The following is a 20,836-nucleotide window of genomic DNA, read 5'->3' as shown; positions in this document are numbered from 1 at the left end:
CCGCCCGCACGGCGGCAGGGGGTGCAGGTAACGATCCGGGGCACGCCGCTGAAAACCACGTGACGCGCGACATAAACGACTACCGTCCTGTACAGCACTCGTATTCGACGACGAACAACGAATGAGGACACCATGGACGCTGAGCGCGATCCCCTGCTCGAGACTCCCCTGGACAGAATGGGCGCTTCCCGCCGCCGCTTCCTCTCTCTCGCCTCCCTCGGCACCGGTGCCGTGGCCTTGAGCGCCTGTGCGGCTGGCGGTGGTGGCGGTGACGACGAAGGAAGTGACGGCGGTGGCGCTGTCGCCACGGGTGGCGGCGACGTCAGCGATGAGAACCCCTTCGGTGTCGAAGCGGATTCGACCGTCGACGTGGTCATCTTCAACGGTGGCTACGGCGACCAGTATGCAAAGGATGCCGGAACGAAGTTCGAGGAGCTCTACCCCGAGGCGACCGCTGCGGTGACCTCGACCGTGAACATCCAGCCCGACCTCCAGCCCCGCTTCATCGGCGGCAACCCCCCGGACCTGTTCGACAACTCAGGTGCGCAGTCGATGAACGCCAGCGCCCTGATCTCCGAGGGCAGCCTCGCGGACCTCGCCGCCCTCATCAAGGCGCCGTCGCTCGACGGCGGCACCATCGAGGAGTCCCTGCTGCCCGGTGTGCTGGTGCCGGGCACCTACTCCGGCAAGCTGTACGCGCTGAACTACATGTACACCGTCTTCGCCCTGTGGTATTCGGCCAAGCAGTTCGAGGACAAGGGCTGGGAGGCCCCTACCACCTGGGACGATGTCATGACCATCGCCGAGGCCGCCAAGGGTGAGGGTCTGGCCATGTTCGCCTGGGGCGGTCAGAACGCCGCCGACTACTATCACGAGCTCGCGCTGTCGATGGCGATCAAGCAGGGCGGCCCGGAGGTCGCGAAGATGCTGGATCGCCTGGAGGAGGGCGCCTATGAGCAGCCCACCGTGGTCGATGCCTTCGCCGCGATCGAGGAGGCCGTCAAGGCCGGGTACTTCCTCTCCGGCGGCGCCGGCATCAAGCACACCGAGGCCCAGACCCAGTGGGTGACCGGCAAGGCGGTCATGTACCCCTCCGGGTCCTGGATCGAGAATGAGCAGCGCAGCACCACGCCCGAGGACTACGCCATGACCGGCGCCCCGACCCCGATGCTCGCCGACGGCGGCACGATGAGCCCGACCGCTATCCACGGCGCTGCCGGCGAGCCCTTCATGGTCCCCAGCAAGGCCGCCAACGGGGCAGGCGGGCTCGAGTTCCTCCGCGTCATGCTCTCCAAGGAGCAGTGCGAGAACTTCTCGAAGCTCACCTCCTCGATGACGATCGTCAAAGACACCATCCCCGACGACGGCTTCGGCTCGACGGGTCTGGCCTCGGTCAGCTCCATGATCGACGCCGCCGGAGAGGATGTCTTCACCTACAACTTCACCGACTGGTACGGCATGGGTGATGAGTTCAAGCCCCTGTGGGCGGAGTTCCTCAACGGTGACGTCACCGCCGACGAGGCGCGGGAGCGTTCGCAGGCCGCGATCGACAAGGTCCGCGAAGACGACAGCATCGAGAAGTTCGACGTCGAATGATGGCGGTAGTCCCCGCGGCCACTCCTCCGGTGAGCGCTCCGCGCTCCCGGGGGAGGCGTGCCCGTATCACCCCTTCCCGCGTGCTGTTCTTCGCGCTCTTCCTCGGCCTCCCGATGCTGATCTATGTCGTGTTCGTGGTCTCGCCGTTCCTGCAGGCGTTCTACTACTCGCTGACCGACTGGCGCGGCCTGGCGAGGGCGCCGCAGTTCATCGGGCTGGACAACTACGTCACGCTCTTCCACGACGACGTCTTCCGTCGGGCACTGCGGAACAACATGATCTTCATGATCGTGCTGCCCACCGTGACCATCACACTCGCCTTCATCCTGGCCATCCTGGTGACGGTGGGCGGGGACAGCCGCGGCACGATCCGCGGCATCCGCGGCGCGACGATCTTCCGGGTCGTCAGCTTCTTCCCCTACGTCATCCCCGCGGTCGTCGTCGGGATCCTCTTCGCCTTCATCTACTCGCCCAACGGCGGGCTCCTGAACGGGCTGCTGAACCTGGTCGGGTTGGACATCCACATCGCCTGGTTGGGCGATCGGCGCTTCGCACTGGCGGCGATCGTGGCCGCCGTGGTGTGGAGCCTGGTGGGCTTCTACATGGTCCTGTTCGTCGCGGCGATCAAGTCGATCCCCTCCGAGGTGGTCGAGGCGGCCCGCATCGACGGGGCCGGTCGCTTCCGCCTCTCCGTGGCGGTGATCCTGCCGATGGTGCGGGAGAATGTCTCCACGGCGGCGGTCTATATGGGGATCATGGCGCTGGACATGTTCGTGTACATCAACGTCATGACCCCGAACGGTGGGCTCGGCAAGAGCACCGAGGTGGTCTCGAGGTATCTCTACCAGACTGCATTCAGTGACTCCCGCTTCGGTCTCGCCTCGGCGATGGGTGTGGTGATGGCGCTGATCACGATGCTGATGGCTGTCATCGTCCTGTTCAGCACCCGGCAGAAGGGGGAGCGATGAACACCGAGCTCAAGGCCCCCCGATCCGCGCCGGCACACTCCACGGGCGCGACAGCCACGTCCCGCCGGCGCCGGGCGAACCCGAAGGACCGCGTGTTCACGGTGGTCGCCCAGACCATCCTCTCGCTGTGGGCGCTGGTCGTGCTCCTGCCGTTGCTGTGGACGGTCTTCAGCTCCTTCAAGAGCTCCGGCGGGATCCTCGCCTCTCCGTTCGCCATGCCGGAATCATGGAACTTCGACAACTTCGTCACCGCCTGGACGGAAGCCGGCATCGGCCGATTCTTCGGCAACACCGTGCTGGTGGTGGGCGTCGCACTGGTGCTGGTCATGCTGCTCGGCGCGATGTGCGCCTACGTGCTGGCGAGGTACGACTTCCCGGGCCGGCAGGTGCTGTACTACGGCCTGATCGCCGGGCTCACCTTCCCGCTGTTCCTCGCGGTGGTGCCGCTGTTCTTCATCATGGAGTCGCTGTACATCCGCGGCACCTACATCGGCCTCATCCTGGCGTATGTGGGCTTCGCGCTCCCGTTCACCGTGTTCTTCCTCTACGCCTTCTTCCGGCAGCTGCCGGAAGAGATCGCGGAGGCGGCGGCGATCGACGGCGCGGGGGACTTCCGGACCTTCTTCCAGGTGATGCTGCCGATGGCGGGCCCGGGCATGGCCAGCGTGACGATCTTCAACTTCCTGGGCCTGTGGAACCAGTTCCTGATCCCGATCGTGCTGAACACCGATCGGGACAAGTACGTCCTCGCCCAGGGTCTTGCGAACATGCAGGCCCAGCAGGGGTACGACTCGGACTGGGGCGCGATGTTCGCCTCCGTCACCATCACCATCATCCCGGTGCTGATCGTGTACCTCATCTTCCAGCGTCAGCTGCAGGGCGGGATCGGGCCGAGCACGAACAAGTGATCGGTCGCCTCCCCTCTGAACGGCGGATGTGCCAGCGGGACGGCGTGGGAGGGTACGGTGGCAAGGGCTCGGGCGGCAGCGTCCGGGCCCTTCTCGAGTTCCGGCACCGGCGCCGGTGCTGAGCATGTGATCGGCTGCACCTGCCCCTCCCTTGTGGGGGCGGTCCGATCTCTGGCACACTGTTCAAGTTGTCTGCGTGGGCCGACATACCCGGTTCCGTTCTCTGAGTGTCCCCTGGGGCACCTCGGCGAATGATCACCGGATGAGGCCCGTCCCGAGGATGCGAACCTTGCCCCTGGCATGGATCGCGCATCGAACGAGGGAATCGACGCAGCAGCAGCCGACTTTCGGCGGTTCTGTGCTGGGCTTGTGTGCCCCGCAGAGGCCGACACGCCCGTCCTCGGGTACCGGGAGACGGCTGCTTCCATGCCAGACCTAGAAGAGAGACAGGACGCCATGGCGGGACAGAAGATCCGCATCCGGCTCAAGTCGTACGACCACGAGGTGATCGACAGCTCGGCGCGCAAGATCGTCGACACGGTCACCAGCGCTGGCGCGACTGTGGTGGGCCCGGTGCCGTTGCCGACCGAGAAGAACGTGTTCTGCGTGATCCGTTCTCCCCACAAGTACAAGGACTCCCGTGAGCATTTCGAGATGCGCACGCACAAGCGACTGATCGACATCGTCGATCCCACGCCCAAGGCTGTGGACTCGCTCATGCGCCTCGACCTGCCGGCGGACGTCAACATCGAGATCAAGCTCTGAGGGTGGTGGAGATGAGCAACGAATTGACCGGCCAGAAGGCCCGTCCGGTGTCCGGCGTGCTCGGCACCAAGCTCGGCATGACCCAGGTCTGGGACGAGAACGGAAAGCTCGTCCCTGTGACCGTCGTGCAGACCGGTGCGAACGTCGTCACCCAGATCCGGTCTATCGAGACCGACGGCTACGACGCCGTGCAGATCGCCTACGGCCAGATCGACCCCCGCAAGGTGTCGGCACCGCTGAAGGGCCACTTCGAGAAGGCCGGCGTGACCCCGCGCCGTCACCTCGTCGAGCTGCGCACCGTCGACGCCGCTGACTACACCGTCGGCCAGGAGATCAACGCCTCGGTGTTCGAGTCCGGCCAGAAGGTCGACGTCGTCGGCACCTCCAAGGGCAAGGGCACCGCGGGCGTCATGAAGCGCCACGGCTTCTCCGGTGTCGGCGCCTCCCATGGTGCGCACCGCAACCACCGCAAGCCCGGTTCCATCGGTGGCGCATCCACCCCCGGTCGCGTGTTCAAGGGTCAGCGCATGGCTGGCCGCATGGGCGGCGACCGCACCAGTGTCCAGAACCTGACCGTTCACGCGGTCGACGTCGAGAAGGGCCTCGTGCTCGTCAAGGGTGCCGTTCCCGGCCCCAAGGGCGGCCTCGTGCTCGTCCGCTCGGCTGTCAAGAGCCCCGCGAAGGAGGCCTGAGCCCGATGGCAGCGAATCTCTCTGTCGACGTGCTCGATCCGGCCGGCAAGAAGTCCGGCTCCGTCGAGCTGCCTGCGTCGATCTTCGACGTGCAGACCAACGTGCCCCTGATCCACCAGGTGGTCGTCGCCCAGCAGGCGGCCGCTCGTCAGGGCACGCACAAGACCAAGACCCGCGCCGAGGTGCGTGGTGGCGGTAAGAAGCCCTGGAAGCAGAAGGGCACCGGTCGTGCCCGTCAGGGCTCGCTCCGTGCGCCGCAGTTCGCCGGCGGTGGCGTCGTCCACGGCCCCGTGCCGCGTGACTACAGCCAGCGGACCCCGAAGAAGATGAAGGCCGCCGCCCTGCGCGGAGCCCTCTCGGACCGCGCCCGCAACGGCCGCATCCACGTCATCTCCTCGCTGCTCGAGGGTGACGTCGCGTCCACCAAGGCCGCCCGCCAGACCCTGGCGAATGTCTCCGATCGTCGCCACCTGCTGGTGGTCGTGCGTCGCGATGACGATCTCGGCGCGCTGAGCTCGCGCAACCTGCCTGCCACCCACGTCCTGTACGCGGACCAGGTGAACACCTACGACGTCATGCTTTCCGACGACGTGGTCTTCACCGCCGCTGCGCTCGAGGACTTCGTGGCCCAGGCAACCCTGTCCCTGTCCACCTCGACCTTCGCCGCTGCGAAGTCTGCACCGGCTGCTGCCGCTGCCGCTCCGGCCGCTGCGCAGGAAGCCCCCTTCGGTGAGGGATCGGCGGCCCCGCTGGCCGACGACTCCGCACCTGAGGGCTTCACGATCAAGGGCAACCAGGACTCGATGAAGTTCCACACCCCGGACTCCCCGTGGTACGGCCGTACCAAGGCCGAAGTCTGGTTCGCGACTGAGGAGGCCGCCAAGGCCGCCGGGTTCGTGAACGCAGTCAAGGAGTCCACCGAGGAGGAGTCGAAGTGACCTCGCTGAACAAGGACCCCCGCGACATCCTGCTGGCCCCGGTCGTCTCCGAGAAGAGCTACGGGCTGATGGACGAGGGCAAGTACACCTTCCTGGTGGCTGCCGACGCCAACAAGACCGAGATCAAGATCGCCGTCGAGAAGGTCTTCGACGTCACGGTCTCCTCGGTGAACACGATCAACCGTCAGGGCAAGACGCGCCGCACGCGCTTCGGGACCGGCAAGCGCAAGGACACCAAGCGCGCCATCGTCACCCTGACTGACGGAGCCATCGACATCTTCGGAGGGTCGGTCGCCTGAGGCGGCCGATATCCGAGGAGCCGAAGAGAGTCTGAGGGAATCCCACATGGCAATTCGTAAGAGCAAGCCGACCACGCCCGGTCGTCGTTTCTCGAGTGGCGCCGACTTCGTCGAGGTCACCCGATCCACGCCGGAGAAGTCGCTGGTCCGCCCGCTGTCCAAGTCCGGCGGTCGTAACAACAACGGTCGTATCACCTCCCGTCACCGGGGCGGTGGCCACAAGCGGGCCTACCGCGTGATCGACTTCCGCCGTCACGACAAGGACGGCGTCAACGCGAAGGTCGCTCATATCGAGTACGACCCCAACCGCACCGCGCGCATCGCACTGCTGCACTACCTGGACGGCGAGAAGCGTTACATCCTCGCGCCGGCCAAGCTGCGTCAGGGCGACTGGATCGAGAACGGTCCAGGCGCGGACATCAAGCCCGGCAACAACCTGCCGCTGCGCAACATCCCGCTGGGCACCGTGGTCCATGCCATCGAGCTTCGGCCCGGTGGCGGTGCCAAGATCGCCCGCAGCGCCGGCGCCTCCGTGCAGCTGGTCGCCAAGGAAGGACCGTATGCGCAGCTGCGCATGCCGTCCGGCGAGATCCGCAACGTCGATGCGCGCTGCCGCGCGACCATCGGCGAGGTCGGCAACGCCGAGCAGTCCAACATCAACTGGGGCAAGGCCGGCCGCATGCGCTGGAAGGGCAAGCGCCCTCACGTGCGTGGCGTCGTCATGAACCCGCACGATCACCCGCATGGTGGCGGCGAGGGCCGTACCTCCGGTGGTCGTCATCCGGTGTCGCCCTGGGGTCAGCCCGAGGGCCGTACCCGTCGGCCGGGCAAGGAGAGCGACAAGCTCATCGTGCGCCGTCGTCGGACCGGCAAGAAGCGCTGATAGGGAGAACCAGGAACTATGCCTCGCAGTATCGCCAAGGGCCCCTTCGTGGACGACCACCTTCAGAAGAAGGTGGATGTCCAGAACGAAAAGGGCACCAAGAACCTCATCAAGACCTGGTCGCGTCGTTCGGTCATCACCCCGGACTTCCTCGGCCACACCTTCGCAGTGCACGACGGTCGCAAGCACGTCTCGGTGTTCGTCACCGAGTCGATGGTCGGCCATAAGCTCGGCGAGTTCGCTCCTACGCGGACTTTCAAGGGCCACGAGAAGGACGACAGAAAGGGCCGTCGTCGCTGACCTGAGGTCAGCACGGCAGCACGTCCCGACACCCAGAAGAAAGCAGGACAGCAATGGAAGCCAAGGCGCAGGTGCGGCATCTCCGCATGTCGCCCATGAAGGCTCGCCGCGTTGTGGACCTGATTCGTGGCAAGAGCACGGCCGAGGCCCTGGACATCCTGCGGTTCGCCCCGCAGGCCGCCAGTGAGCCCGTCCTCAAGCTCGTCGAGTCCGCGATCGCCAACGCGCGGGTGAAGGCTGATCAGGCAGGGGAGCGCTTTGACGAGCGCGACCTCGCCGTCGCCGCCGCCTTCGTCGATGAGGGTCCGACCCAGAAGCGGTTCCAGCCGCGTGCTCAGGGTCGAGCCTTCCAGATCAAGAAGCGCACCAGCCACGTCACCGTGGTCGTCGCTCCCGTGAACAAGTAAGGAGTCCCGAATGGGCCAGAAGGTCAATCCGAATGGGTTCCGTCTCGGGATCACGACGGAGCACAGCAGCCGGTGGTTCGCTGATTCCTCCAAGGAGGGTCAGCGCTACCGCGACTACGTGAAGGAAGACGTCGCGATCCGCACGCTCATGTCCAAGGGCATGGAGCGGGCTGGCATCTCGAAGGTCGAGATCGAGCGCACCCGTGACCGTGTGCGCGTCGACCTCCACACCGCCCGCCCGGGCATCGTCATCGGGCGTCGTGGCGCGGAGGCCGAGCGCCTGCGCGGTGAGCTCGAGAAGCTCACCGGCAAGCAGATCCAGCTGAACATCCTCGAGGTCAAGAACCCCGAGGCTGACTCTCAGCTGGTTGCTCAGGGCATCGCCGAGCAGCTCGCCGCCCGCGTTTCCTTCCGCCGTGCGATGCGCAAGGGCATGCAGTCCGCGCAGCGTGCAGGTGCGAAGGGCATCCGAGTGGCCGTCTCCGGTCGCCTCGGTGGCGCCGAGATGAGCCGTAACGAGTTCTACCGCGAGGGTCGCGTGCCGCTGCACACCCTTCGCGCGAACATCGACTACGGCTTCTACGAGGCCAAGACCGCCTTCGGCCGCATCGGCGTGAAGGTGTGGATCTACAAGGGCGACGTCACCGCCAAGGAGCTCGCGGCTCAGCAGGCCGCCTCGCAGGGTCCCCGCTCCGGCGGACGTGGCGCCCCGCGTGCAGAGCGCCCGCGTGGCCGTCGCAACGAGCGCAACGCCACCGCGCGTCGGGACGGCTCGGAGGGTGCAGCTCCGGCTGCTGCTCCGTCCGCTTCCGCCGAGCAGGCGGCACCCGCGCCCGTACAGCAGCCCGGAACGGAGGCCTGAGCGACATGCTGATCCCTCGCAGGACCAAGCACCGCAAGCAGTACCGACCGCACCGCAGTGGCATGTCCAAGGGCGGCACCGATCTCGCGTTCGGCGACTACGGCATCCAGGCTCTCGAGCCCGCCTATGTCACCAACCGTCAGATCGAAGCTGCACGTATCGCCATGACGCGCTACATGAAGCGTGGCGGCAAGGTGTTCATCAACATCTACCCCGATCGTCCGCTCACCAAGAAGCCTGCCGAGGTCCGCATGGGCTCCGGTAAGGGTTCGGTCGAGTGGTGGATCGCCAATGTCAAGCCGGGTCGAGTCATGTTCGAACTCGCCGGCGTCGAGGAGGAGGTGGCTCGCGAGGCACTCCGCCTGGCGCAGCACAAGCTCCCCATGAAGAGCCGCATCCTGAGCCGAGAGAGTGGTGACATCTGATGGCAGCGACCAAGCTCACCGCCGATGAACTCGACAAGCTGGACGACGCGAAGCTGGTGGAAGAACTTGCCAAGGGCAAGGACGAGCTGTTCAAGCTCCGTTTCCAGTCCGCGACCGGTCAGCTCGAGAACTCCGGCCGTCTGCGGTCCGTCAAGAAGGACATCGCACGGATCTACACGATCCTGCGCGAGCGAGAGCTGGGCATCCGTCAGGCGCCCGGCGCCGCCGAGTGACCGCGAAGCGAGGAACAGAGATGACTGACAACACCCAGGCCGAGACCCCGGCCGTCGAGGAGCTCGACAAGGAAGGCGCGCACGCGTCCTCCCACGAGCGTCCCTACCGCAAGACCCAGCGTGGCTACGTGGTCTCGGACAAGATGGACAAGACCATCGTGATCGAGGTCGAGGAGCGTGTGAAGCACGCCCGTTACGGCAAGGTCACGACCAAGACGAGCCGGTTCAAGGCTCATGACGAGGAGAACAGCGCCGGCATCGGCGACCGTGTCGTCGTCATGGAGACTCGTCCCACCTCCGCCACCAAGCGGTGGCGTCTGGTCGAGATCGTCGAGCGCGCCAAGTGATCGGGCGGTCCCAGTGACCGCTCCGTGATCCAGAGAAGGGCCGGTCCTCCCACAGGGAGGGTCGGCCCTTCTCTTCGTCTCTGCGCTGCTGCCGAGCTGGCCGCTGTGGCCGCGGGGGTGGTGCGCCGCGCCGTCCCAGCCGGGTCAGGCGGTCAACTGGATCAGCAGTGCGCCGGCAAGCGCATCTTCCGCTGCGGGCGCGGGGACCTCCCGGGTGGCGCCTTCGCCGTCGATCAGCGCGACGGCATAGCTGCCGTCCGCGGTGCGGCGTAGCGCGCTGAAGGATTCACCGAGTGCTGCGCGCAGCTGATCCTCCCGGGGGATCCAGAGCGCGTCCTCCTGCTCCACGGAATCCAGCGCCCACTCGGTGGTCCCGTTGAACCGGAAGACCCGCTCTCCGCTGCGCCCATTCCCGAGCTCGATGACCATCGCCGAGAGCATGAAGGTCTCGTCCCGCAGCTGCTCGTTGTCGATGATGAAGAGGTCGCCGTCCGCCGGCGCCCACTGCAGTCCTGCGTCCCGCAGGCGCCGTGCGATGTCGATGTCGATCATGGGCACGAGCCTATGCCCCACCCCAGAATCTGCCGTGCCCGACCGGTGATCGCCGTCGTGGGGGAGTGTCGTGGGGGAGTGCTGCCGGCGGTGATCGGCAGGAGAGCAAGCACACACGGTTCGCCTCGGGGAGAAGGGGTGACAGCGGCTGGTGCGGCGCGTAGTCTTGAGCAGTTGCCGGACGGCTGTGCGCATGCATCCTCGGATGCTGGCGGATGGACGGCTGCGACAGGATCCGGTGTCACCAGATCCATCCTCCCCGGAGACCTCGCACGAGAAGCGAACGCTGTGCGTTCCTCACGCTAGTGCCTGAGTCCGGATGAGGAGTTTTTTGGTGCCCGGGACCGGTCGACGGTCACGCCTTTGGTCGAAGTTCTGCCCAGAGTCGGTGAAGTGCAATATGCAGTGTCCATATTCCGTTCCGCAAGGCTCGGCTCATCCGCTCCCGCGGGTGGGAAGAGAACCGGTGAGACGATAGGAGAACGAGTGATTCAGCAGGAGTCGCGACTGAAGGTCGCCGACAACACGGGTGCCAAGGAGATTCTCTGCATCCGTGTTCTCGGTGGCTCCGGTCGCCGTTACGCCAGCATCGGGGACACCATCGTGGCGACCGTCAAGGACGCCATCCCCGGTGGCAACGTCAAGAAGGGCGACATCGTCAAGGCGGTCGTCGTCCGCACGTCCAAGGAAGTCCGTCGCATCGACGGCTCCTACATCCGCTTCGACGAGAACGCAGCGGTGATCCTCAAGACCGATGGGGAGCCGCGCGGAACCCGCATCTTCGGCCCCGTCGGCCGCGAGCTGCGCGACAAGCGCTTCATGAAGATCGTCTCGCTGGCACCGGAGGTGGTGTGACATGGCAAAGATGAAGATCAAGAAGGGCGACCTCGTCCAGGTGATCACCGGTCGCACCAGCGACAGCGACACCGCCGCCAAGCGCGGTCTCGAGGTCGGCGACAAGGGCAAGCAGGGCCGTGTCCTGCAGGTGTTCCCCGATTCCCAGCGTGTGCTGGTCGAGGGCATCAACCGCCGCACGCACCATGTCAAGCCCAACCAGGCTGGCGGCGCGGGCGGCATCGAGCAGCGCGAGGCCTCGATCCACGTCTCGAACGTGGCTCTGGTCGACCCGGAGGACAACAAGCCGACCAAGATCGGTTACCGCGTCGAGACCCTCGAGCTCGAGAACGGCCGCACCAAGCAGGTGCGTGTCCGCTTCGCCAAGCGCTCCGGGAAGGACATCTGAGATGAGCGAGACTGCCACCCAGGCGACCACCCCGCGCCTCAAGAGCAAGTACAACGAGACCATCAAGGCTCAGCTGACCGAGCAGTTCGGTTACAGCAACGTCATGCTGGTCCCCGGTCTGACCAAGATCGTCGTGAACATGGGCGTCGGCGACGCCGCTCGCGACTCCAAGGTCATCGACGGTGCCATCCGCGATCTCGCGGACATCACGGGCCAGAAGCCCCAGGTCACCAAGGCTCGCAAGTCCATCGCGCAGTTCAAGCTGCGTGAGGGAATGCCGATCGGTGCCCACGTCACCCTGCGCAACGCCCGCATGTGGGAGTTCCTGGACCGCCTGCTGTCCACCGCGCTGCCCCGTATTCGTGACTTCCGGGGCCTGTCCCCGAAGCACTTCGACGGCAACGGGAACTACACCTTCGGTCTCACGGAACAGGTGATGTTCCACGAGATCGACCAGGACAAGATCGACCGCGTCCGCGGTATGGACATCACGGTCGTGACCACTGCGAAGACCGACGACGAGGGACGCGCGCTGCTCAAGCTGCTCGGCTTCCCCTTCAAGGAGAACTGATATGGCGAAGACAGCCCTGATCAAGAAGTCGGAGCGCAAGCCCAAGTTCGCTGTGCGCGGCTACACCCGTTGCCAGCGCTGCGGCCGTCCGCACTCCGTGTACCGCAAGTTCGGGCTCTGCCGAGTCTGCCTTCGCGAGATGGCTCACCGCGGTGAGCTCCCCGGCGTGACCAAGAGCAGCTGGTAAGGACTACCGCCAGAGGTCCCTCGTCGCATACATGGCGGCCGAGGGAAACCAGGTGAGGAAGAAGCAACAGACATGACCATGACCGACCCGATCGCGGACATGCTGACGCGGATCCGTAACGCCTCAGGGGCGTACCACGAGACCGCGTCCATGCCGTACTCGAAGTTGAAGGCCCGCATCGCGGACATCCTGAAGGCAGAGGGTTACATCCTCGGCTGGACCGAGGAAGAGGCCGAGGTGGGCTCCAAGCTCGTCCTCGAGCTCAAGTACTCGGACAGCCGTGAGCGTGCCATCTCCGGGATCCGTCGTATTTCGAAGCCCGGCCTGCGTGTGTACGCGAAGTCCACCAATCTGCCCAAGGTCCTCGGCGGACTGGGCGTGGCGATCCTGTCCACGTCCTCCGGCCTTCTGACCGACCGGCAGGCAGCCAAGAAGGGTGTGGGTGGGGAAGTCCTCGCCTACATCTGGTGAGCGGGAGAGGAGACAAACAGCTATGTCCCGCATCGGACGCCTGCCGGTCGCAGTGCCGGCCTCAGTCCAGAACGTCACCATCGAGGACCGCACCGTCACGGTGACCGGCCCCAAGGGCGAGCTCAAGCACATCGTGCCGGCTCCCCTCACCGTCGAGCGCGGTGAGGACGGCACCATCGTGGTGAGCCGCCCCGACGAGGAGCGCGAGAGCAAGGCCCTTCACGGCCTGACCCGCACCCTCATCAACAACATCGTCCTCGGTGTCACCGAGGGCTACACCAAGAAGCTGGAGATCGTGGGCACGGGCTACCGTGTCACCGCGAAGGGCACGGACCTCGAGTTCGCCCTCGGCTTCTCCCACCCCGTCGTGGTGAAGGCGCCCCAGGGCATCACCTTCGTCGTCGAGTCGCCGGCCAAGTTCTCGGTCAACGGCATCGACAAGCAGCAGGTGGGCGAGGTCGCAGCGAACATCCGCAAGCTGCGCAAGCCCGAGCCCTACAAGGGCAAGGGTGTGCGCTACGCCGACGAGGTCGTGCTCCGCAAGGCCGGAAAGGCTGGTAAGTGATCATGGGTTACGCACTCAAGCACACCAAGGGCAACCGCGGCAGCAAGCTGCGTTCGCGCGGCCGCCGTCACCTGCGGGTCCGTCGTCGCGTCGTCGGCACCGCCCAGCGTCCGCGCCTGGTGGTCACCCGCTCGGCACGCCACGTCTTCGTCCAGGTCGTCGACGACGCTCTCGGCAAGACCATCGCGTCGGCATCGACCATGGAAGCCGACCTGCGCGGCACCGAGGCAGCGAAGACCGACAAGGCCCGCACCGTCGGGACCCTCGTCGCTGAGCGTGCCAAGGCTGCCGGGATCGACTCCGTCGTGTTCGACCGCGGCGGCAACAAGTACCACGGCCGTGTGGCCGCCGTCGCAGACGGCGCCCGCGAGGCTGGCCTGGCGCTGTGATCGCCGCCCGGACACAGGACGAGAAGAGGATCTGAATATGGCTGCACAGCAGCGTAGCAACGGTCCCGCGGCCTCCGGCCGTGGGAACGACAACACGAACACCAGCAATGATCGCGGTGCCCGCCAGGGCGGCAACGATCGCGGTGGGCGTCAGGGTGGCCGCGGCCGCGGTCAGGAAGCCGAGAAGTCGGCATTCCTCGAGCGCGTCGTGAGCATCAACCGCGTGTCGAAGGTCGTCAAGGGCGGCCGTCGATTCTCCTTCACCGCCCTCGTGGTGGTGGGTGACGGCGACGGAACGGTCGGCGTCGGCTACGGCAAGGCCAAGGAGGTGCCCGCGGCGATCGCCAAGGGCGTCGAGGAGGCGAAGAAGAACTTCTTCCGCGTCCCTCGTATCCAGGGCACCGTGGTCCACCCGGTCCAGGGCGAGGATGCAGCAGGCGTCGTCCTGCTGCGCCCGGCCGCTCCCGGTACCGGTGTGATTGCCGGTGGCCCGGTCCGCGCCGTCCTCGAGTGCGCTGGAGTGCACGACGTGCTCTCCAAGTCGCTCGGCTCGACCAACGCGATCAACATCGTGCGGGCAACGGTCGCCGCGCTCAAGATGCTCGAGGAGCCGGAGGCCGTGGCAGCACGTCGTGGCCTCACGGTCGAGCAGGTCACCCCGGCACCGCTCCTGCGGGCCCAGGCCGCGGGTCGCGCTGCAGCCCGTGCACAGAAGGTGGGTGCCTGATGCAGATCAAGGTGACCCAGACCCGTTCTGACATCGGCGGCACCAAGAGCCAGCGAGCCACCCTGCGCGGCCTCGGCCTCAAGCGCATCGGTGACACCGTGGTGAAGGAAGACCGCCCTGAGATCCGCGGCATGATCCGCACCGTCACCCATCTGGTGACGTTCGAAGAGGTGGACTGACATGACTGATTCCAACCAGAGCCCTCTGAAGCTTCACGACCTGCGCCCCGCGCCGGGTTCGAAGACCGCACGCACCCGCGTCGGTCGCGGTGAGGCTTCCAAGGGCAAGACGGCCGGGCGTGGCACCAAGGGCACCAAGGCCCGCAACACGGTGCGCCTCGGCTTCGAGGGCGGGCAGATGCCGCTGCACATGCGGCTGCCGAAGCTTCGCGGCTTCACCAACCCGTTCCGCGTCGAGTACCAGGCAGTGAACCTGTCGACCCTGCAGGAGCTGTTCCCCGCGGGCGGCACCGTCACGGTCGAGGATCTCGTCGCCAAGGGCGCCGTGCGCAAGAACCAGCCCGTCAAGGTGCTGGGCGCCGGCGACGTGAGCGTCAAGCTCGACGTCACCGCCCAGAAGTTCTCCGCCTCGGCGGAGCAGAAGATCGCGGCGGCTGGCGGGTCCGTCACCACCGCGTGAGTCTCTTTTGACGGGGCACCGTGGCACGGAATATCCTGTGCCGCGGTGCCCTGTCGTCATTTCGGGGCCGGTCCGATGGCCGCGCAATCCCGCGGCACCGGGACGGACCGTGACACCCTTGGTCCCGTCCCCGGACCTCCAGGAGGGAAACAGGTGAACTCGTTCGTGCGCGCGCTGCGCACCCCCGAGCTGAGAGCGAAGATCCTCTTCACACTCGGTCTGATCGCGGTGTATCGCCTCGGTGTCTTTATCCCCACCCCGGGATTCGACGCCTCCAACGTGATGTTCTGTGCTGATCAGGCCGCCTCGGCCGGTGGCTCCAACGTGCTGGGCATGGTCAACATGTTCTCCGGTGGCGCCCTGTTGCAGCTCTCCATCTTCGCCCTGGGCGTGATGCCCTACATCACCGCGTCGATCATCGTGCAGCTGCTGCGCGTGGTGATCCCGCGGTTCGAGGCCCTCCACAAGGAGGGGGCATCCGGTACTGCGAAGCTCACCCAGTACACCCGGTACCTCACCATCGGTCTGGGCATCCTCCAATCGACCACCATCATCACCCTGGTGCGCTCGGGCAACTTCTTCGTCGGCTGCCAGCTCGAGCTGGTTCCCGACCAGTCGATCCCGACCCTGCTGACCATGGTCCTGACCATGACCGTCGGCACCGTGCTGATCATGTTCATGGGTGAGATGATCACCGAGCGCGGCATCGGCAACGGCATGTCGCTGATGATCTTCACCTCGATCGCGTCCTCGTTCCCCGGCTCCTTCGGCCAGGTGTGGCAGCTGCAGGGCTGGCTGACCTTCTCCCTGGTCATCGTCGTGGCGCTGGTCGTCATGGTGGGCATGGTCTTCGTCGAGCAGTCTCAGCGGCGGATCCCCGTCCAGTACGCCAAGCGCATGGTCGGGCGCCGCATGTACGGCGGCACCTCCACCTACATCCCGGTCAAGGTCAACCAGGCCGGCGTCATCCCCGTCATCTTCGCGAGCTCGATCCTCGCGCTGCCGCAGATGGCCTCCTCCTTCGGTGATCCTGAGGCCCCCTGGGTGGCGTGGGTGAACACCCACCTCGTGCTCGGCTTCTCCTTCTCCTGGGTCTACGCCCTGGTGTACGTGACCCTGATCGTCTTCTTCGCGTTCTTCTACACCTCGATCACCTTCAATGCGGAGGAGATCGCGGACAACATGAAGAAGTACGGCGGGTTCATCCCCAACGTCCGCGCGGGCAAGCCCACCGAGAACTACCTGCGCTACGTGATCAACCGGATCCAGTCCGCCGGCGCGGTCTATCTCGCGGTGATCTGCCTGATCCCGCTGTTCGCTCTCGTCTATCTCGGAACCTCGCAGGACTTTCCGCTCGGTGGTGTGTCCCTGCTGATCATCATCGGCGTCGGCCTCGACACCGTGAAGCAGATCGATGCGAAGCTCCAGCAGCACCACTACGAAGGGATTCTTCGGTGAACACCCCCACCTCCGCCGCCTCGCCCGTCCAGGCCCGCCGCCTCCTGATCGTGGGCCCGCCCGGCGCGGGCAAGGGCACCCAGGCCGTGCGCCTCGCCGAGGAGCTGTCCATCCCGGCGATCTCCACCGGCGACATCTTCCGGGCCAACGTGTCCGGCGAGACCGAGCTCGGTGTGCTCGCGAAGTCCTACATGGACAAGGGCGAGTACGTTCCGGACTCGGTCACCAACGACATGGTCCGTTCGCGGCTCGGCGAGGCCGATGCCCAGGACGGCTTCCTGCTGGACGGCTACCCCCGCACCCTCGACCAGGTCGAGGCGCTGGACGGGATGCTCACCGAGCTGGGCACCACGCTCGATGCGGTGCTGCTGCTGGTGGTCGAGACCGAGGAGGTCGTGGGCCGCCTCGTCGAGCGTGGCGAGCAGCAGGGCCGCAGCGACGACACCGAGGAGACGATCCGTCGCCGGCTCGAGGTCTATGCGGAGCAGACCGCGCCGCTGATCGACGTCTACGAGAAGCGTGATCTGGTGCGCCGGGTCGACGGCATGGCAACGATCGACGACGTCACCGCGTCGCTGCGCGAGGCCCTCGCCGACCGATGAGCATCCTGCCGGAGCGCGTGGAGCTCAAGACCCCCGAGCAGATCCATGTGATGCGCCGCAGCGGGATGCTGCTGCACCGCGTCCACGAGATGCTCGCCGCGCAGATCCGGCCCGGCATCACCACGAACGAGCTGGACACCCTCGCCCACGACATGATCCGCGACGAGGGTGCGACCCCGAACTTCCTGGGCTACCAGGGGTACCCGGCGACGCTGTGCATCAGCGTCAACGAGGTCGTGGTCCACGGGATCCCCGATGAACGTCCGCTGGTCGAGGGCGACATCGTCTCGATCGACGGCGGCCTGATCATCGAGGGCTGGCATTCGGATGCGGCGCGCACCCACATCGTGGGCCGGGCGCGCTCGGTGGCCGATGAGGATCTGGTCCGCACCACGCGCGAGGCGCTCTGGGCCGGCATCGCCGCGCTCGCGACCGCGGACCGGGTGGGTCAGATCAGCGCCGCGATCGAGGACTACGTCGCTGAGGCGGCGGGGGAGTCCCTCTCCCACCTCGAGGGCTTCGGCGGGCACGGGATCGGTACGGCGATGCACCAGGCGCCTGACGTCATGAACTACCGCACCCGCTCCCGAGGGCCCCGGGTGCGCCCGGGGATGTGCCTGGCGATCGAGCCGATGCTGATCCAGGGTCCCGGCAACTGGACGCTGGACGATGACGACTGGACCGTGCGTGCCACCGCCGGGGGCCGTGCCGCCCACGCAGAGCACTCCGTGGCCGTGACCGAGCAGGGGCTGCTGGTGCTCACCGAGGGCGACGGCGGTGCCGCCGAGCTCGCGCGGCGGGGCATCGTGGCCGCGCCGGATCCGCTGGCCGACCCTGCTACGTGAGGACCAGGACGGGGCGCGGCCTTTCATCGCCTGGATTCCGGCCCGACGTGACCGGGGTCATCGCCTCTGCCTCTCGCCTGATCCGCGAGGCGCGTGTAGGCTGATCCATCGGGTGTGCTCCGTGCATGTCGTCCTCATCGCAGGTCGTGCAGTCCCGTCGCGCCGATCGATCCAACGGCTCAGCCGTGAAGATCAGCGAGGCCGACGACACGCACAACGCGCACCCTTGTCGACCACCGTCCCGTCACCTGACGGTCGGTGAGCACAGCCTGAGTAATCAGGAACGCGGAACTCGGCACCGGCTTGCCGGGGGCGAGAGATTGGGGAGGCATGGCGAAGAAGGACGGCGTGATCGAGGTCGAGGGCTTGGTGACGGAGGCGCTCGCGAATGCGCGTTTCCGTGTCGAGCTCGACAACGGGCACAAGGTGCTCGCGCACATCTCCGGGAAGATGCGCCAGCACTACATCCGCATCCTTCCCGAGGACCGTGTGGTCGTCGAGCTGAGCCCCTACGACCTCGACCGTGGCCGCATCGTGTACCGCTACAAGTGATCGTCCCGGGAGAAGGAAAGCTATGAAGGTCAATCCGAGCGTCAAGCCCATCTGTGACAACTGCAAGGTGATCCGTCGCCACTCGCGCGTCATGGTGATCTGCTCGAACCCTCGTCACAAGCAGCGCCAGGGCTGAGCGGAGCACTCCGCACATCCCGGCAACTGCCGTGACAGCCGCCCCAGAGGCGGCAGCCCTGAAGGGCACCGTCCGATCCGTCGGACACACATAAAAGAAGAGACGACACCACCGGCCCTCGGGTCGGCTACCCGCAGCGCGGAGGCTGCGGCGTCCAGGGAACAGACCCGGGCGAGGTGTCGGATCAGGCCTCCGAGACAGTAGGAGAATCTGCACATGGCACGTCTGGTGGGAGTAGACCTTCCGCGCGAAAAGCGCCTCGAAGTCGCCCTGACGTACATCTTCGGCGTGGGACGCACCCGCGCCCTGGAGACCCTGGCCGCGACCGGCGTCTCTGGTGACCTGCGCGTGCGCGAGGTCAGCGACGAGGACCTCGTCAAGCTTCGCGATCACATCGAAGAGAACTACATGGTCGAGGGTGACCTGCGCCGCGAGGTCGCCGGTGACATCCGCCGCAAGGTCGAGATCGGCAGCTACCAGGGCCTGCGCCACCGCCGTGGTCTGCCGGTGCACGGTCAGCGCACCAAGACCAACGCGCGCACCCGCAAGGGCCCCAAGCGCACGGTCGCCGGCAAGAAGAAGGCCCGCTGATCCACGGCTTCCGCCGTCGGACCGCGAGTGTCTTCGGACCCGTAGTCACTTCGCGCCGCTGAGGGACCCGGCGCACCCGAAACCCACCAGAGGAGTACTGCCGCATGGCATCCAAGACCCAGCAGGCCGCTGCGCGCAAGCCGCGCCGCAAGGACAAGAAGAACATTGTCAACGGCCAGGCTCATATCAAGAGCACATTCAACAACACCATCGTGTCCATCACGGACCCGAACGGCGCCGTCATCTCCTGGGCCTCCGCGGGCCAGGTCGGCTTCAAGGGCTCGCGCAAGTCGACCCCGTACGCCGCGCAGATGGCCGCCGAGGCCGCCGCTCGCCGCGCCCAGGAGCACGGCATGAAGAAGGTCGACGTCTTCGTCAAGGGCCCGGGCTCCGGCCGCGAGACCGCGATCCGTTCGCTCACGGCGACCGGCCTCGAGGTCGGTTCGATCCAGGACGTCACCCCGCAGCCGCACAACGGCACCCGCCCGGCCAAGCGCCGCCGCGTCTGACCTCTACGGTCACGGCGGGGCTCTGCTCCCCGCTGTGCCGTTCCGTGCCGGGCGGGGCTCCTGCCGCGCCCGGCACCCTGGACACCACTCACCTTCTAGGCCCATCGCCCCCTTCTGAGCGTCATATGGCGGACGCTCGCTGAAAGGATCCACAGTGCTCATTGCACAGCGCCCCACGCTGACCGAAGAGGTCGTGTCGGACAACCGCTCACGGTTCGTCATCGAGCCGCTCGAGCCGGGCTTCGGCTACACCCTCGGCAACTCCCTGCGCCGCACCCTGCTGTCCTCGATCCCCGGAGCTGCGGTCACCTCGATCCGCATCGACGGTGTGCTCCACGAGTTCAGCACGGTCCCCGGCGTCAAGGAGGACATCACCGAGGTCATCCTCAACGTCAAGAACCTGGTCGTCTCCTCCGAGAACGACGAGCCGGTCGTGATGTACCTGCGTCGCGAGGAAGCCGGCCGCGTCACCGCTGCCGACATCACCCCGCCCGCCGGCGTGGAGATCCACAACCCCGACCTCCACATCGCGACCCTGAACGAGAAGGGCCGCCTGGAGATCGAACTGATCGTCGAGCGCGGTCGCGGCTACGTCTCCGCCGCGCAGAACAAGGGCGTCGACGGCGAGATCGGCCGGGTTCCGGTCGACTCGATCTACTCGCCCGTGCTGAAGGTGACCTACAAGGTCGAGGCGACTCGTGTCGAGCAGCGCACCGACTTCGACAAGCTGATCGTCGACGTCGAGACCAAGCCCGCCATCTCGCCCCGCGATGCGGTGGCCTCGGCCGGCAAGACCCTGGTCGAGCTGTTCGGGCTGGCTCATGAGCTGAACCAGGAGGCGGAGGGCATCGAGATCGGCCCGTCGCCCACGGATCAGGCTCTGGCCGCCGATCTGGCGCGTCCGATCAACGACCTGAACCTCCCGGTCCGGTCGTACAACTGCCTGATGCGCGAGGGTGTCCACACCGTCGGCGAGCTGACCGCCCGTTCCGAGGCCGATCTGCTCGACATCCGCAACTTCGGCCAGAAGTCCATCGACGAGGTCAAGGCGAAGCTCGCCGACCTCGGTCTGTCGCTGAAGGATTCCCCGGCCGGATTCGATCCGTCTGCCCTGGACTCCTACTCCGACGGCTTCGGCGACCAGTACTGACCTTTATCTTTCACTAGGAGAACGAC

Annotated in this window: 33 protein-coding genes; 32 read left to right on the top strand and 1 reads right to left on the bottom strand. The window is 66.4% G+C overall.

The window, feature by feature from the left end; translation table 11 throughout:
• Positions 1–132 precede the first annotated feature (132 nt).
• The 14 genes from ngcE to rpsQ all read left to right on the top strand — a co-directional run bounded on the left by ngcE (position 133) and on the right by rpsQ (position 9,623).
• Complete coding sequence (gene ngcE, locus ACT3T9_RS11920; RefSeq protein ID WP_441444677.1) at positions 133–1,596, top strand: N-acetylglucosamine/diacetylchitobiose ABC transporter substrate-binding protein; 1,464 nt, start codon at positions 133–135, stop codon at positions 1,594–1,596.
• Positions 1,593–2,564, top strand: a complete 972-nt coding sequence (locus tag ACT3T9_RS11915; RefSeq protein ID WP_441444678.1) for a carbohydrate ABC transporter permease — start codon at positions 1,593–1,595, stop codon at positions 2,562–2,564. Before ngcE ends, ACT3T9_RS11915 begins: the two co-directional genes overlap by 4 nt.
• Positions 2,561–3,472: a carbohydrate ABC transporter permease gene (locus ACT3T9_RS11910; RefSeq protein ID WP_444606670.1), complete on the top strand. Its 912-nt coding sequence runs from the start codon at positions 2,561–2,563 to the stop codon at positions 3,470–3,472. The genes ACT3T9_RS11915 and ACT3T9_RS11910 overlap by 4 nt, the downstream gene beginning before the upstream one ends.
• Positions 3,473–3,928: 456 nt before the next feature.
• Positions 3,929–4,237, top strand: coding sequence for a 30S ribosomal protein S10 (gene rpsJ, locus ACT3T9_RS11905; protein WP_015776378.1), 309 nt, complete (start codon positions 3,929–3,931; stop codon positions 4,235–4,237).
• Between the two features lie 11 nt (positions 4,238–4,248).
• Positions 4,249–4,929 (top strand): 50S ribosomal protein L3, encoded by a 681-nt coding sequence (gene rplC / locus ACT3T9_RS11900; RefSeq protein ID WP_441444680.1) that lies wholly within the window; start codon positions 4,249–4,251, stop codon positions 4,927–4,929.
• 5 nt (positions 4,930–4,934) lie between these two features.
• On the top strand, positions 4,935–5,867 hold the full coding sequence (gene rplD / locus ACT3T9_RS11895; protein ID WP_441444681.1) for a 50S ribosomal protein L4, sunset domain variant: 933 nt from the start codon (positions 4,935–4,937) through the stop codon (positions 5,865–5,867).
• Entirely contained in the window at positions 5,864–6,166 is a 303-nt protein-coding gene (gene rplW / locus ACT3T9_RS11890) for a 50S ribosomal protein L23 (protein WP_441444682.1), read from the top strand. Before rplD ends, rplW begins: the two co-directional genes overlap by 4 nt.
• A 46-nt stretch (positions 6,167–6,212) precedes the next feature.
• On the top strand, positions 6,213–7,049 hold the full coding sequence (rplB, locus tag ACT3T9_RS11885; protein ID WP_441444683.1) for a 50S ribosomal protein L2: 837 nt from the start codon (positions 6,213–6,215) through the stop codon (positions 7,047–7,049).
• Positions 7,050–7,067: 18 nt separating this feature from the next.
• On the top strand, positions 7,068–7,349 hold the full coding sequence (rpsS, locus tag ACT3T9_RS11880; RefSeq protein WP_015776373.1) for a 30S ribosomal protein S19: 282 nt from the start codon (positions 7,068–7,070) through the stop codon (positions 7,347–7,349).
• 53 nt (positions 7,350–7,402) lie between these two features.
• A complete protein-coding gene (gene rplV, locus ACT3T9_RS11875; RefSeq protein ID WP_299298804.1) occupies positions 7,403–7,756 on the top strand; it encodes a 50S ribosomal protein L22 in 354 nt (117 codons plus the stop codon).
• A gap of 10 nt (positions 7,757–7,766) precedes the next feature.
• The gene (rpsC, locus tag ACT3T9_RS11870; protein WP_441444684.1) at positions 7,767–8,618 is read left to right on the top strand and encodes a 30S ribosomal protein S3; all 852 of its coding nucleotides are present in this window, start codon (positions 7,767–7,769) and stop codon (positions 8,616–8,618) included.
• A gap of 5 nt (positions 8,619–8,623) precedes the next feature.
• Entirely contained in the window at positions 8,624–9,043 is a 420-nt protein-coding gene (gene rplP, locus ACT3T9_RS11865) for a 50S ribosomal protein L16 (RefSeq protein ID WP_441444685.1), read from the top strand.
• On the top strand, positions 9,043–9,276 hold the full coding sequence (gene rpmC / locus ACT3T9_RS11860) for a 50S ribosomal protein L29 (protein ID WP_345077038.1): 234 nt from the start codon (positions 9,043–9,045) through the stop codon (positions 9,274–9,276). Before rplP ends, rpmC begins: the two co-directional genes overlap by 1 nt.
• A 20-nt stretch (positions 9,277–9,296) precedes the next feature.
• Entirely contained in the window at positions 9,297–9,623 is a 327-nt protein-coding gene (gene rpsQ / locus ACT3T9_RS11855; protein WP_441444686.1) for a 30S ribosomal protein S17, read from the top strand.
• Between the two features lie 144 nt (positions 9,624–9,767).
• Here rpsQ and ACT3T9_RS11850 read toward each other — a convergent pair whose 3' ends face one another.
• Positions 9,768–10,175 carry a hypothetical protein gene (locus ACT3T9_RS11850; protein WP_441444687.1) on the bottom strand — a complete coding sequence of 136 codons (408 nt, stop codon included), beginning with the start codon at positions 10,173–10,175 and terminating at the stop codon, positions 9,768–9,770.
• A gap of 486 nt (positions 10,176–10,661) precedes the next feature.
• On the opposite strand from ACT3T9_RS11850, the gene rplN reads away from it, so the two are divergent.
• The 18 genes from rplN to ACT3T9_RS11760 all read left to right on the top strand — a co-directional run bounded on the left by rplN (position 10,662) and on the right by ACT3T9_RS11760 (position 20,810).
• A complete protein-coding gene (rplN, locus tag ACT3T9_RS11845) occupies positions 10,662–11,030 on the top strand; it encodes a 50S ribosomal protein L14 (RefSeq protein ID WP_089064412.1) in 369 nt (122 codons plus the stop codon).
• 1 nt (position 11,031) lies between these two features.
• On the top strand, positions 11,032–11,418 hold the full coding sequence (gene rplX, locus ACT3T9_RS11840) for a 50S ribosomal protein L24 (RefSeq protein WP_441444688.1): 387 nt from the start codon (positions 11,032–11,034) through the stop codon (positions 11,416–11,418).
• 1 nt (position 11,419) lies between these two features.
• Entirely contained in the window at positions 11,420–11,989 is a 570-nt protein-coding gene (rplE, locus tag ACT3T9_RS11835) for a 50S ribosomal protein L5 (RefSeq protein ID WP_441444689.1), read from the top strand.
• Position 11,990: 1 nt separating this feature from the next.
• Positions 11,991–12,176, top strand: coding sequence for a type Z 30S ribosomal protein S14 (locus ACT3T9_RS11830; protein ID WP_193103395.1), 186 nt, complete (start codon positions 11,991–11,993; stop codon positions 12,174–12,176).
• 72 nt (positions 12,177–12,248) lie between these two features.
• Positions 12,249–12,647, top strand: coding sequence for a 30S ribosomal protein S8 (gene rpsH, locus ACT3T9_RS11825; protein WP_299298766.1), 399 nt, complete (start codon positions 12,249–12,251; stop codon positions 12,645–12,647).
• Between the two features lie 22 nt (positions 12,648–12,669).
• Positions 12,670–13,212, top strand: a complete 543-nt coding sequence (gene rplF / locus ACT3T9_RS11820) for a 50S ribosomal protein L6 (protein WP_441444690.1) — start codon at positions 12,670–12,672, stop codon at positions 13,210–13,212.
• A 2-nt stretch (positions 13,213–13,214) separates the two neighbouring features.
• A complete protein-coding gene (rplR, locus tag ACT3T9_RS11815; protein WP_441444691.1) occupies positions 13,215–13,601 on the top strand; it encodes a 50S ribosomal protein L18 in 387 nt (128 codons plus the stop codon).
• A 37-nt stretch (positions 13,602–13,638) separates the two neighbouring features.
• Positions 13,639–14,328: a 30S ribosomal protein S5 gene (rpsE, locus tag ACT3T9_RS11810; RefSeq protein ID WP_299298757.1), complete on the top strand. Its 690-nt coding sequence runs from the start codon at positions 13,639–13,641 to the stop codon at positions 14,326–14,328.
• The gene (gene rpmD, locus ACT3T9_RS11805) at positions 14,328–14,507 is read left to right on the top strand and encodes a 50S ribosomal protein L30 (RefSeq protein WP_441444692.1); all 180 of its coding nucleotides are present in this window, start codon (positions 14,328–14,330) and stop codon (positions 14,505–14,507) included. The genes rpsE and rpmD overlap by 1 nt, the downstream gene beginning before the upstream one ends.
• Position 14,508: 1 nt before the next feature.
• Complete coding sequence (rplO, locus tag ACT3T9_RS11800) at positions 14,509–14,967, top strand: 50S ribosomal protein L15 (protein WP_441444693.1); 459 nt, start codon at positions 14,509–14,511, stop codon at positions 14,965–14,967.
• Positions 14,968–15,120: 153 nt separating this feature from the next.
• Positions 15,121–16,425, top strand: coding sequence for a preprotein translocase subunit SecY (gene secY, locus ACT3T9_RS11795; RefSeq protein WP_442331988.1), 1,305 nt, complete (start codon positions 15,121–15,123; stop codon positions 16,423–16,425).
• Entirely contained in the window at positions 16,422–17,027 is a 606-nt protein-coding gene (locus ACT3T9_RS11790) for an adenylate kinase (RefSeq protein WP_441444695.1), read from the top strand. The genes secY and ACT3T9_RS11790 overlap by 4 nt, the downstream gene beginning before the upstream one ends.
• A complete protein-coding gene (map, locus tag ACT3T9_RS11785) occupies positions 17,024–17,872 on the top strand; it encodes a type I methionyl aminopeptidase (protein ID WP_441444696.1) in 849 nt (282 codons plus the stop codon). Before ACT3T9_RS11790 ends, map begins: the two co-directional genes overlap by 4 nt.
• A gap of 330 nt (positions 17,873–18,202) precedes the next feature.
• Positions 18,203–18,424 carry a translation initiation factor IF-1 gene (gene infA, locus ACT3T9_RS11780; RefSeq protein WP_299298742.1) on the top strand — a complete coding sequence of 74 codons (222 nt, stop codon included), beginning with the start codon at positions 18,203–18,205 and terminating at the stop codon, positions 18,422–18,424.
• A 22-nt stretch (positions 18,425–18,446) separates the two neighbouring features.
• Positions 18,447–18,560 (top strand): 50S ribosomal protein L36, encoded by a 114-nt coding sequence (rpmJ, locus tag ACT3T9_RS11775; RefSeq protein WP_299298739.1) that lies wholly within the window; start codon positions 18,447–18,449, stop codon positions 18,558–18,560.
• 216 nt (positions 18,561–18,776) lie between these two features.
• Entirely contained in the window at positions 18,777–19,151 is a 375-nt protein-coding gene (gene rpsM / locus ACT3T9_RS11770; protein WP_441444697.1) for a 30S ribosomal protein S13, read from the top strand.
• A gap of 104 nt (positions 19,152–19,255) precedes the next feature.
• Positions 19,256–19,660, top strand: a complete 405-nt coding sequence (gene rpsK / locus ACT3T9_RS11765; protein WP_441444698.1) for a 30S ribosomal protein S11 — start codon at positions 19,256–19,258, stop codon at positions 19,658–19,660.
• A 154-nt stretch (positions 19,661–19,814) separates the two neighbouring features.
• On the top strand, positions 19,815–20,810 hold the full coding sequence (locus ACT3T9_RS11760; protein ID WP_444606669.1) for a DNA-directed RNA polymerase subunit alpha: 996 nt from the start codon (positions 19,815–19,817) through the stop codon (positions 20,808–20,810).
• Positions 20,811–20,836 lie beyond the last annotated feature (26 nt).

The organism is Brachybacterium sp. AOP29-B2-41 (assembly GCF_052378395.1).
Taxonomy (GTDB): domain Bacteria; phylum Actinomycetota; class Actinomycetes; order Actinomycetales; family Dermabacteraceae; genus Brachybacterium.
Note: the sequence above shows the minus strand (reverse complement) of the source record. Positions and strands in the feature narration are given on the sequence as shown.

Excerpts from the sequence above, each read along its gene's own strand:
- ACT3T9_RS11850 (WP_441444687.1), bottom strand. The coding sequence starts at position 10,175 with ATGATCGACATCGACATCGCACGGCGCCTGCGGGACGCAGGACTGCAG.
- ACT3T9_RS11910 (WP_444606670.1), top strand. The coding sequence starts at position 2,561 with ATGAACACCGAGCTCAAGGCCCCCCGATCCGCGCCGGCACACTCCACG.
- rplC (WP_441444680.1), top strand. The coding sequence starts at position 4,249 with ATGAGCAACGAATTGACCGGCCAGAAGGCCCGTCCGGTGTCCGGCGTG.
- rpmC (WP_345077038.1), top strand. The coding sequence starts at position 9,043 with ATGGCAGCGACCAAGCTCACCGCCGATGAACTCGACAAGCTGGACGAC.
- infA (WP_299298742.1), top strand. The coding sequence starts at position 18,203 with ATGGCGAAGAAGGACGGCGTGATCGAGGTCGAGGGCTTGGTGACGGAG.
- rplV (WP_299298804.1), top strand. The coding sequence starts at position 7,403 with ATGGAAGCCAAGGCGCAGGTGCGGCATCTCCGCATGTCGCCCATGAAG.
- rplP (WP_441444685.1), top strand. The coding sequence starts at position 8,624 with ATGCTGATCCCTCGCAGGACCAAGCACCGCAAGCAGTACCGACCGCAC.
- rplR (WP_441444691.1), top strand. The coding sequence starts at position 13,215 with ATGGGTTACGCACTCAAGCACACCAAGGGCAACCGCGGCAGCAAGCTG.
- rplE (WP_441444689.1), top strand. The coding sequence starts at position 11,420 with ATGAGCGAGACTGCCACCCAGGCGACCACCCCGCGCCTCAAGAGCAAG.
- rpsE (WP_299298757.1), top strand. The coding sequence starts at position 13,639 with ATGGCTGCACAGCAGCGTAGCAACGGTCCCGCGGCCTCCGGCCGTGGG.
- rpsJ (WP_015776378.1), top strand. The coding sequence starts at position 3,929 with ATGGCGGGACAGAAGATCCGCATCCGGCTCAAGTCGTACGACCACGAG.
- rpsK (WP_441444698.1), top strand. The coding sequence starts at position 19,256 with ATGGCATCCAAGACCCAGCAGGCCGCTGCGCGCAAGCCGCGCCGCAAG.
- rpmJ (WP_299298739.1), top strand. The coding sequence starts at position 18,447 with ATGAAGGTCAATCCGAGCGTCAAGCCCATCTGTGACAACTGCAAGGTG.
- rplB (WP_441444683.1), top strand. The coding sequence starts at position 6,213 with ATGGCAATTCGTAAGAGCAAGCCGACCACGCCCGGTCGTCGTTTCTCG.
- rpsH (WP_299298766.1), top strand. The coding sequence starts at position 12,249 with ATGACCATGACCGACCCGATCGCGGACATGCTGACGCGGATCCGTAAC.
- rpsQ (WP_441444686.1), top strand. The coding sequence starts at position 9,297 with ATGACTGACAACACCCAGGCCGAGACCCCGGCCGTCGAGGAGCTCGAC.
- rplX (WP_441444688.1), top strand. The coding sequence starts at position 11,032 with ATGGCAAAGATGAAGATCAAGAAGGGCGACCTCGTCCAGGTGATCACC.
- ACT3T9_RS11915 (WP_441444678.1), top strand. The coding sequence starts at position 1,593 with ATGATGGCGGTAGTCCCCGCGGCCACTCCTCCGGTGAGCGCTCCGCGC.
- rplO (WP_441444693.1), top strand. The coding sequence starts at position 14,509 with ATGACTGATTCCAACCAGAGCCCTCTGAAGCTTCACGACCTGCGCCCC.
- rpmD (WP_441444692.1), top strand. The coding sequence starts at position 14,328 with ATGCAGATCAAGGTGACCCAGACCCGTTCTGACATCGGCGGCACCAAG.
- rpsM (WP_441444697.1), top strand. The coding sequence starts at position 18,777 with ATGGCACGTCTGGTGGGAGTAGACCTTCCGCGCGAAAAGCGCCTCGAA.
- rpsS (WP_015776373.1), top strand. The coding sequence starts at position 7,068 with ATGCCTCGCAGTATCGCCAAGGGCCCCTTCGTGGACGACCACCTTCAG.
- rplD (WP_441444681.1), top strand. The coding sequence starts at position 4,935 with ATGGCAGCGAATCTCTCTGTCGACGTGCTCGATCCGGCCGGCAAGAAG.
- rplF (WP_441444690.1), top strand. The coding sequence starts at position 12,670 with ATGTCCCGCATCGGACGCCTGCCGGTCGCAGTGCCGGCCTCAGTCCAG.
- ACT3T9_RS11830 (WP_193103395.1), top strand. The coding sequence starts at position 11,991 with ATGGCGAAGACAGCCCTGATCAAGAAGTCGGAGCGCAAGCCCAAGTTC.
- ngcE (WP_441444677.1), top strand. The coding sequence starts at position 133 with ATGGACGCTGAGCGCGATCCCCTGCTCGAGACTCCCCTGGACAGAATG.
- map (WP_441444696.1), top strand. The coding sequence starts at position 17,024 with ATGAGCATCCTGCCGGAGCGCGTGGAGCTCAAGACCCCCGAGCAGATC.
- rpsC (WP_441444684.1), top strand. The coding sequence starts at position 7,767 with ATGGGCCAGAAGGTCAATCCGAATGGGTTCCGTCTCGGGATCACGACG.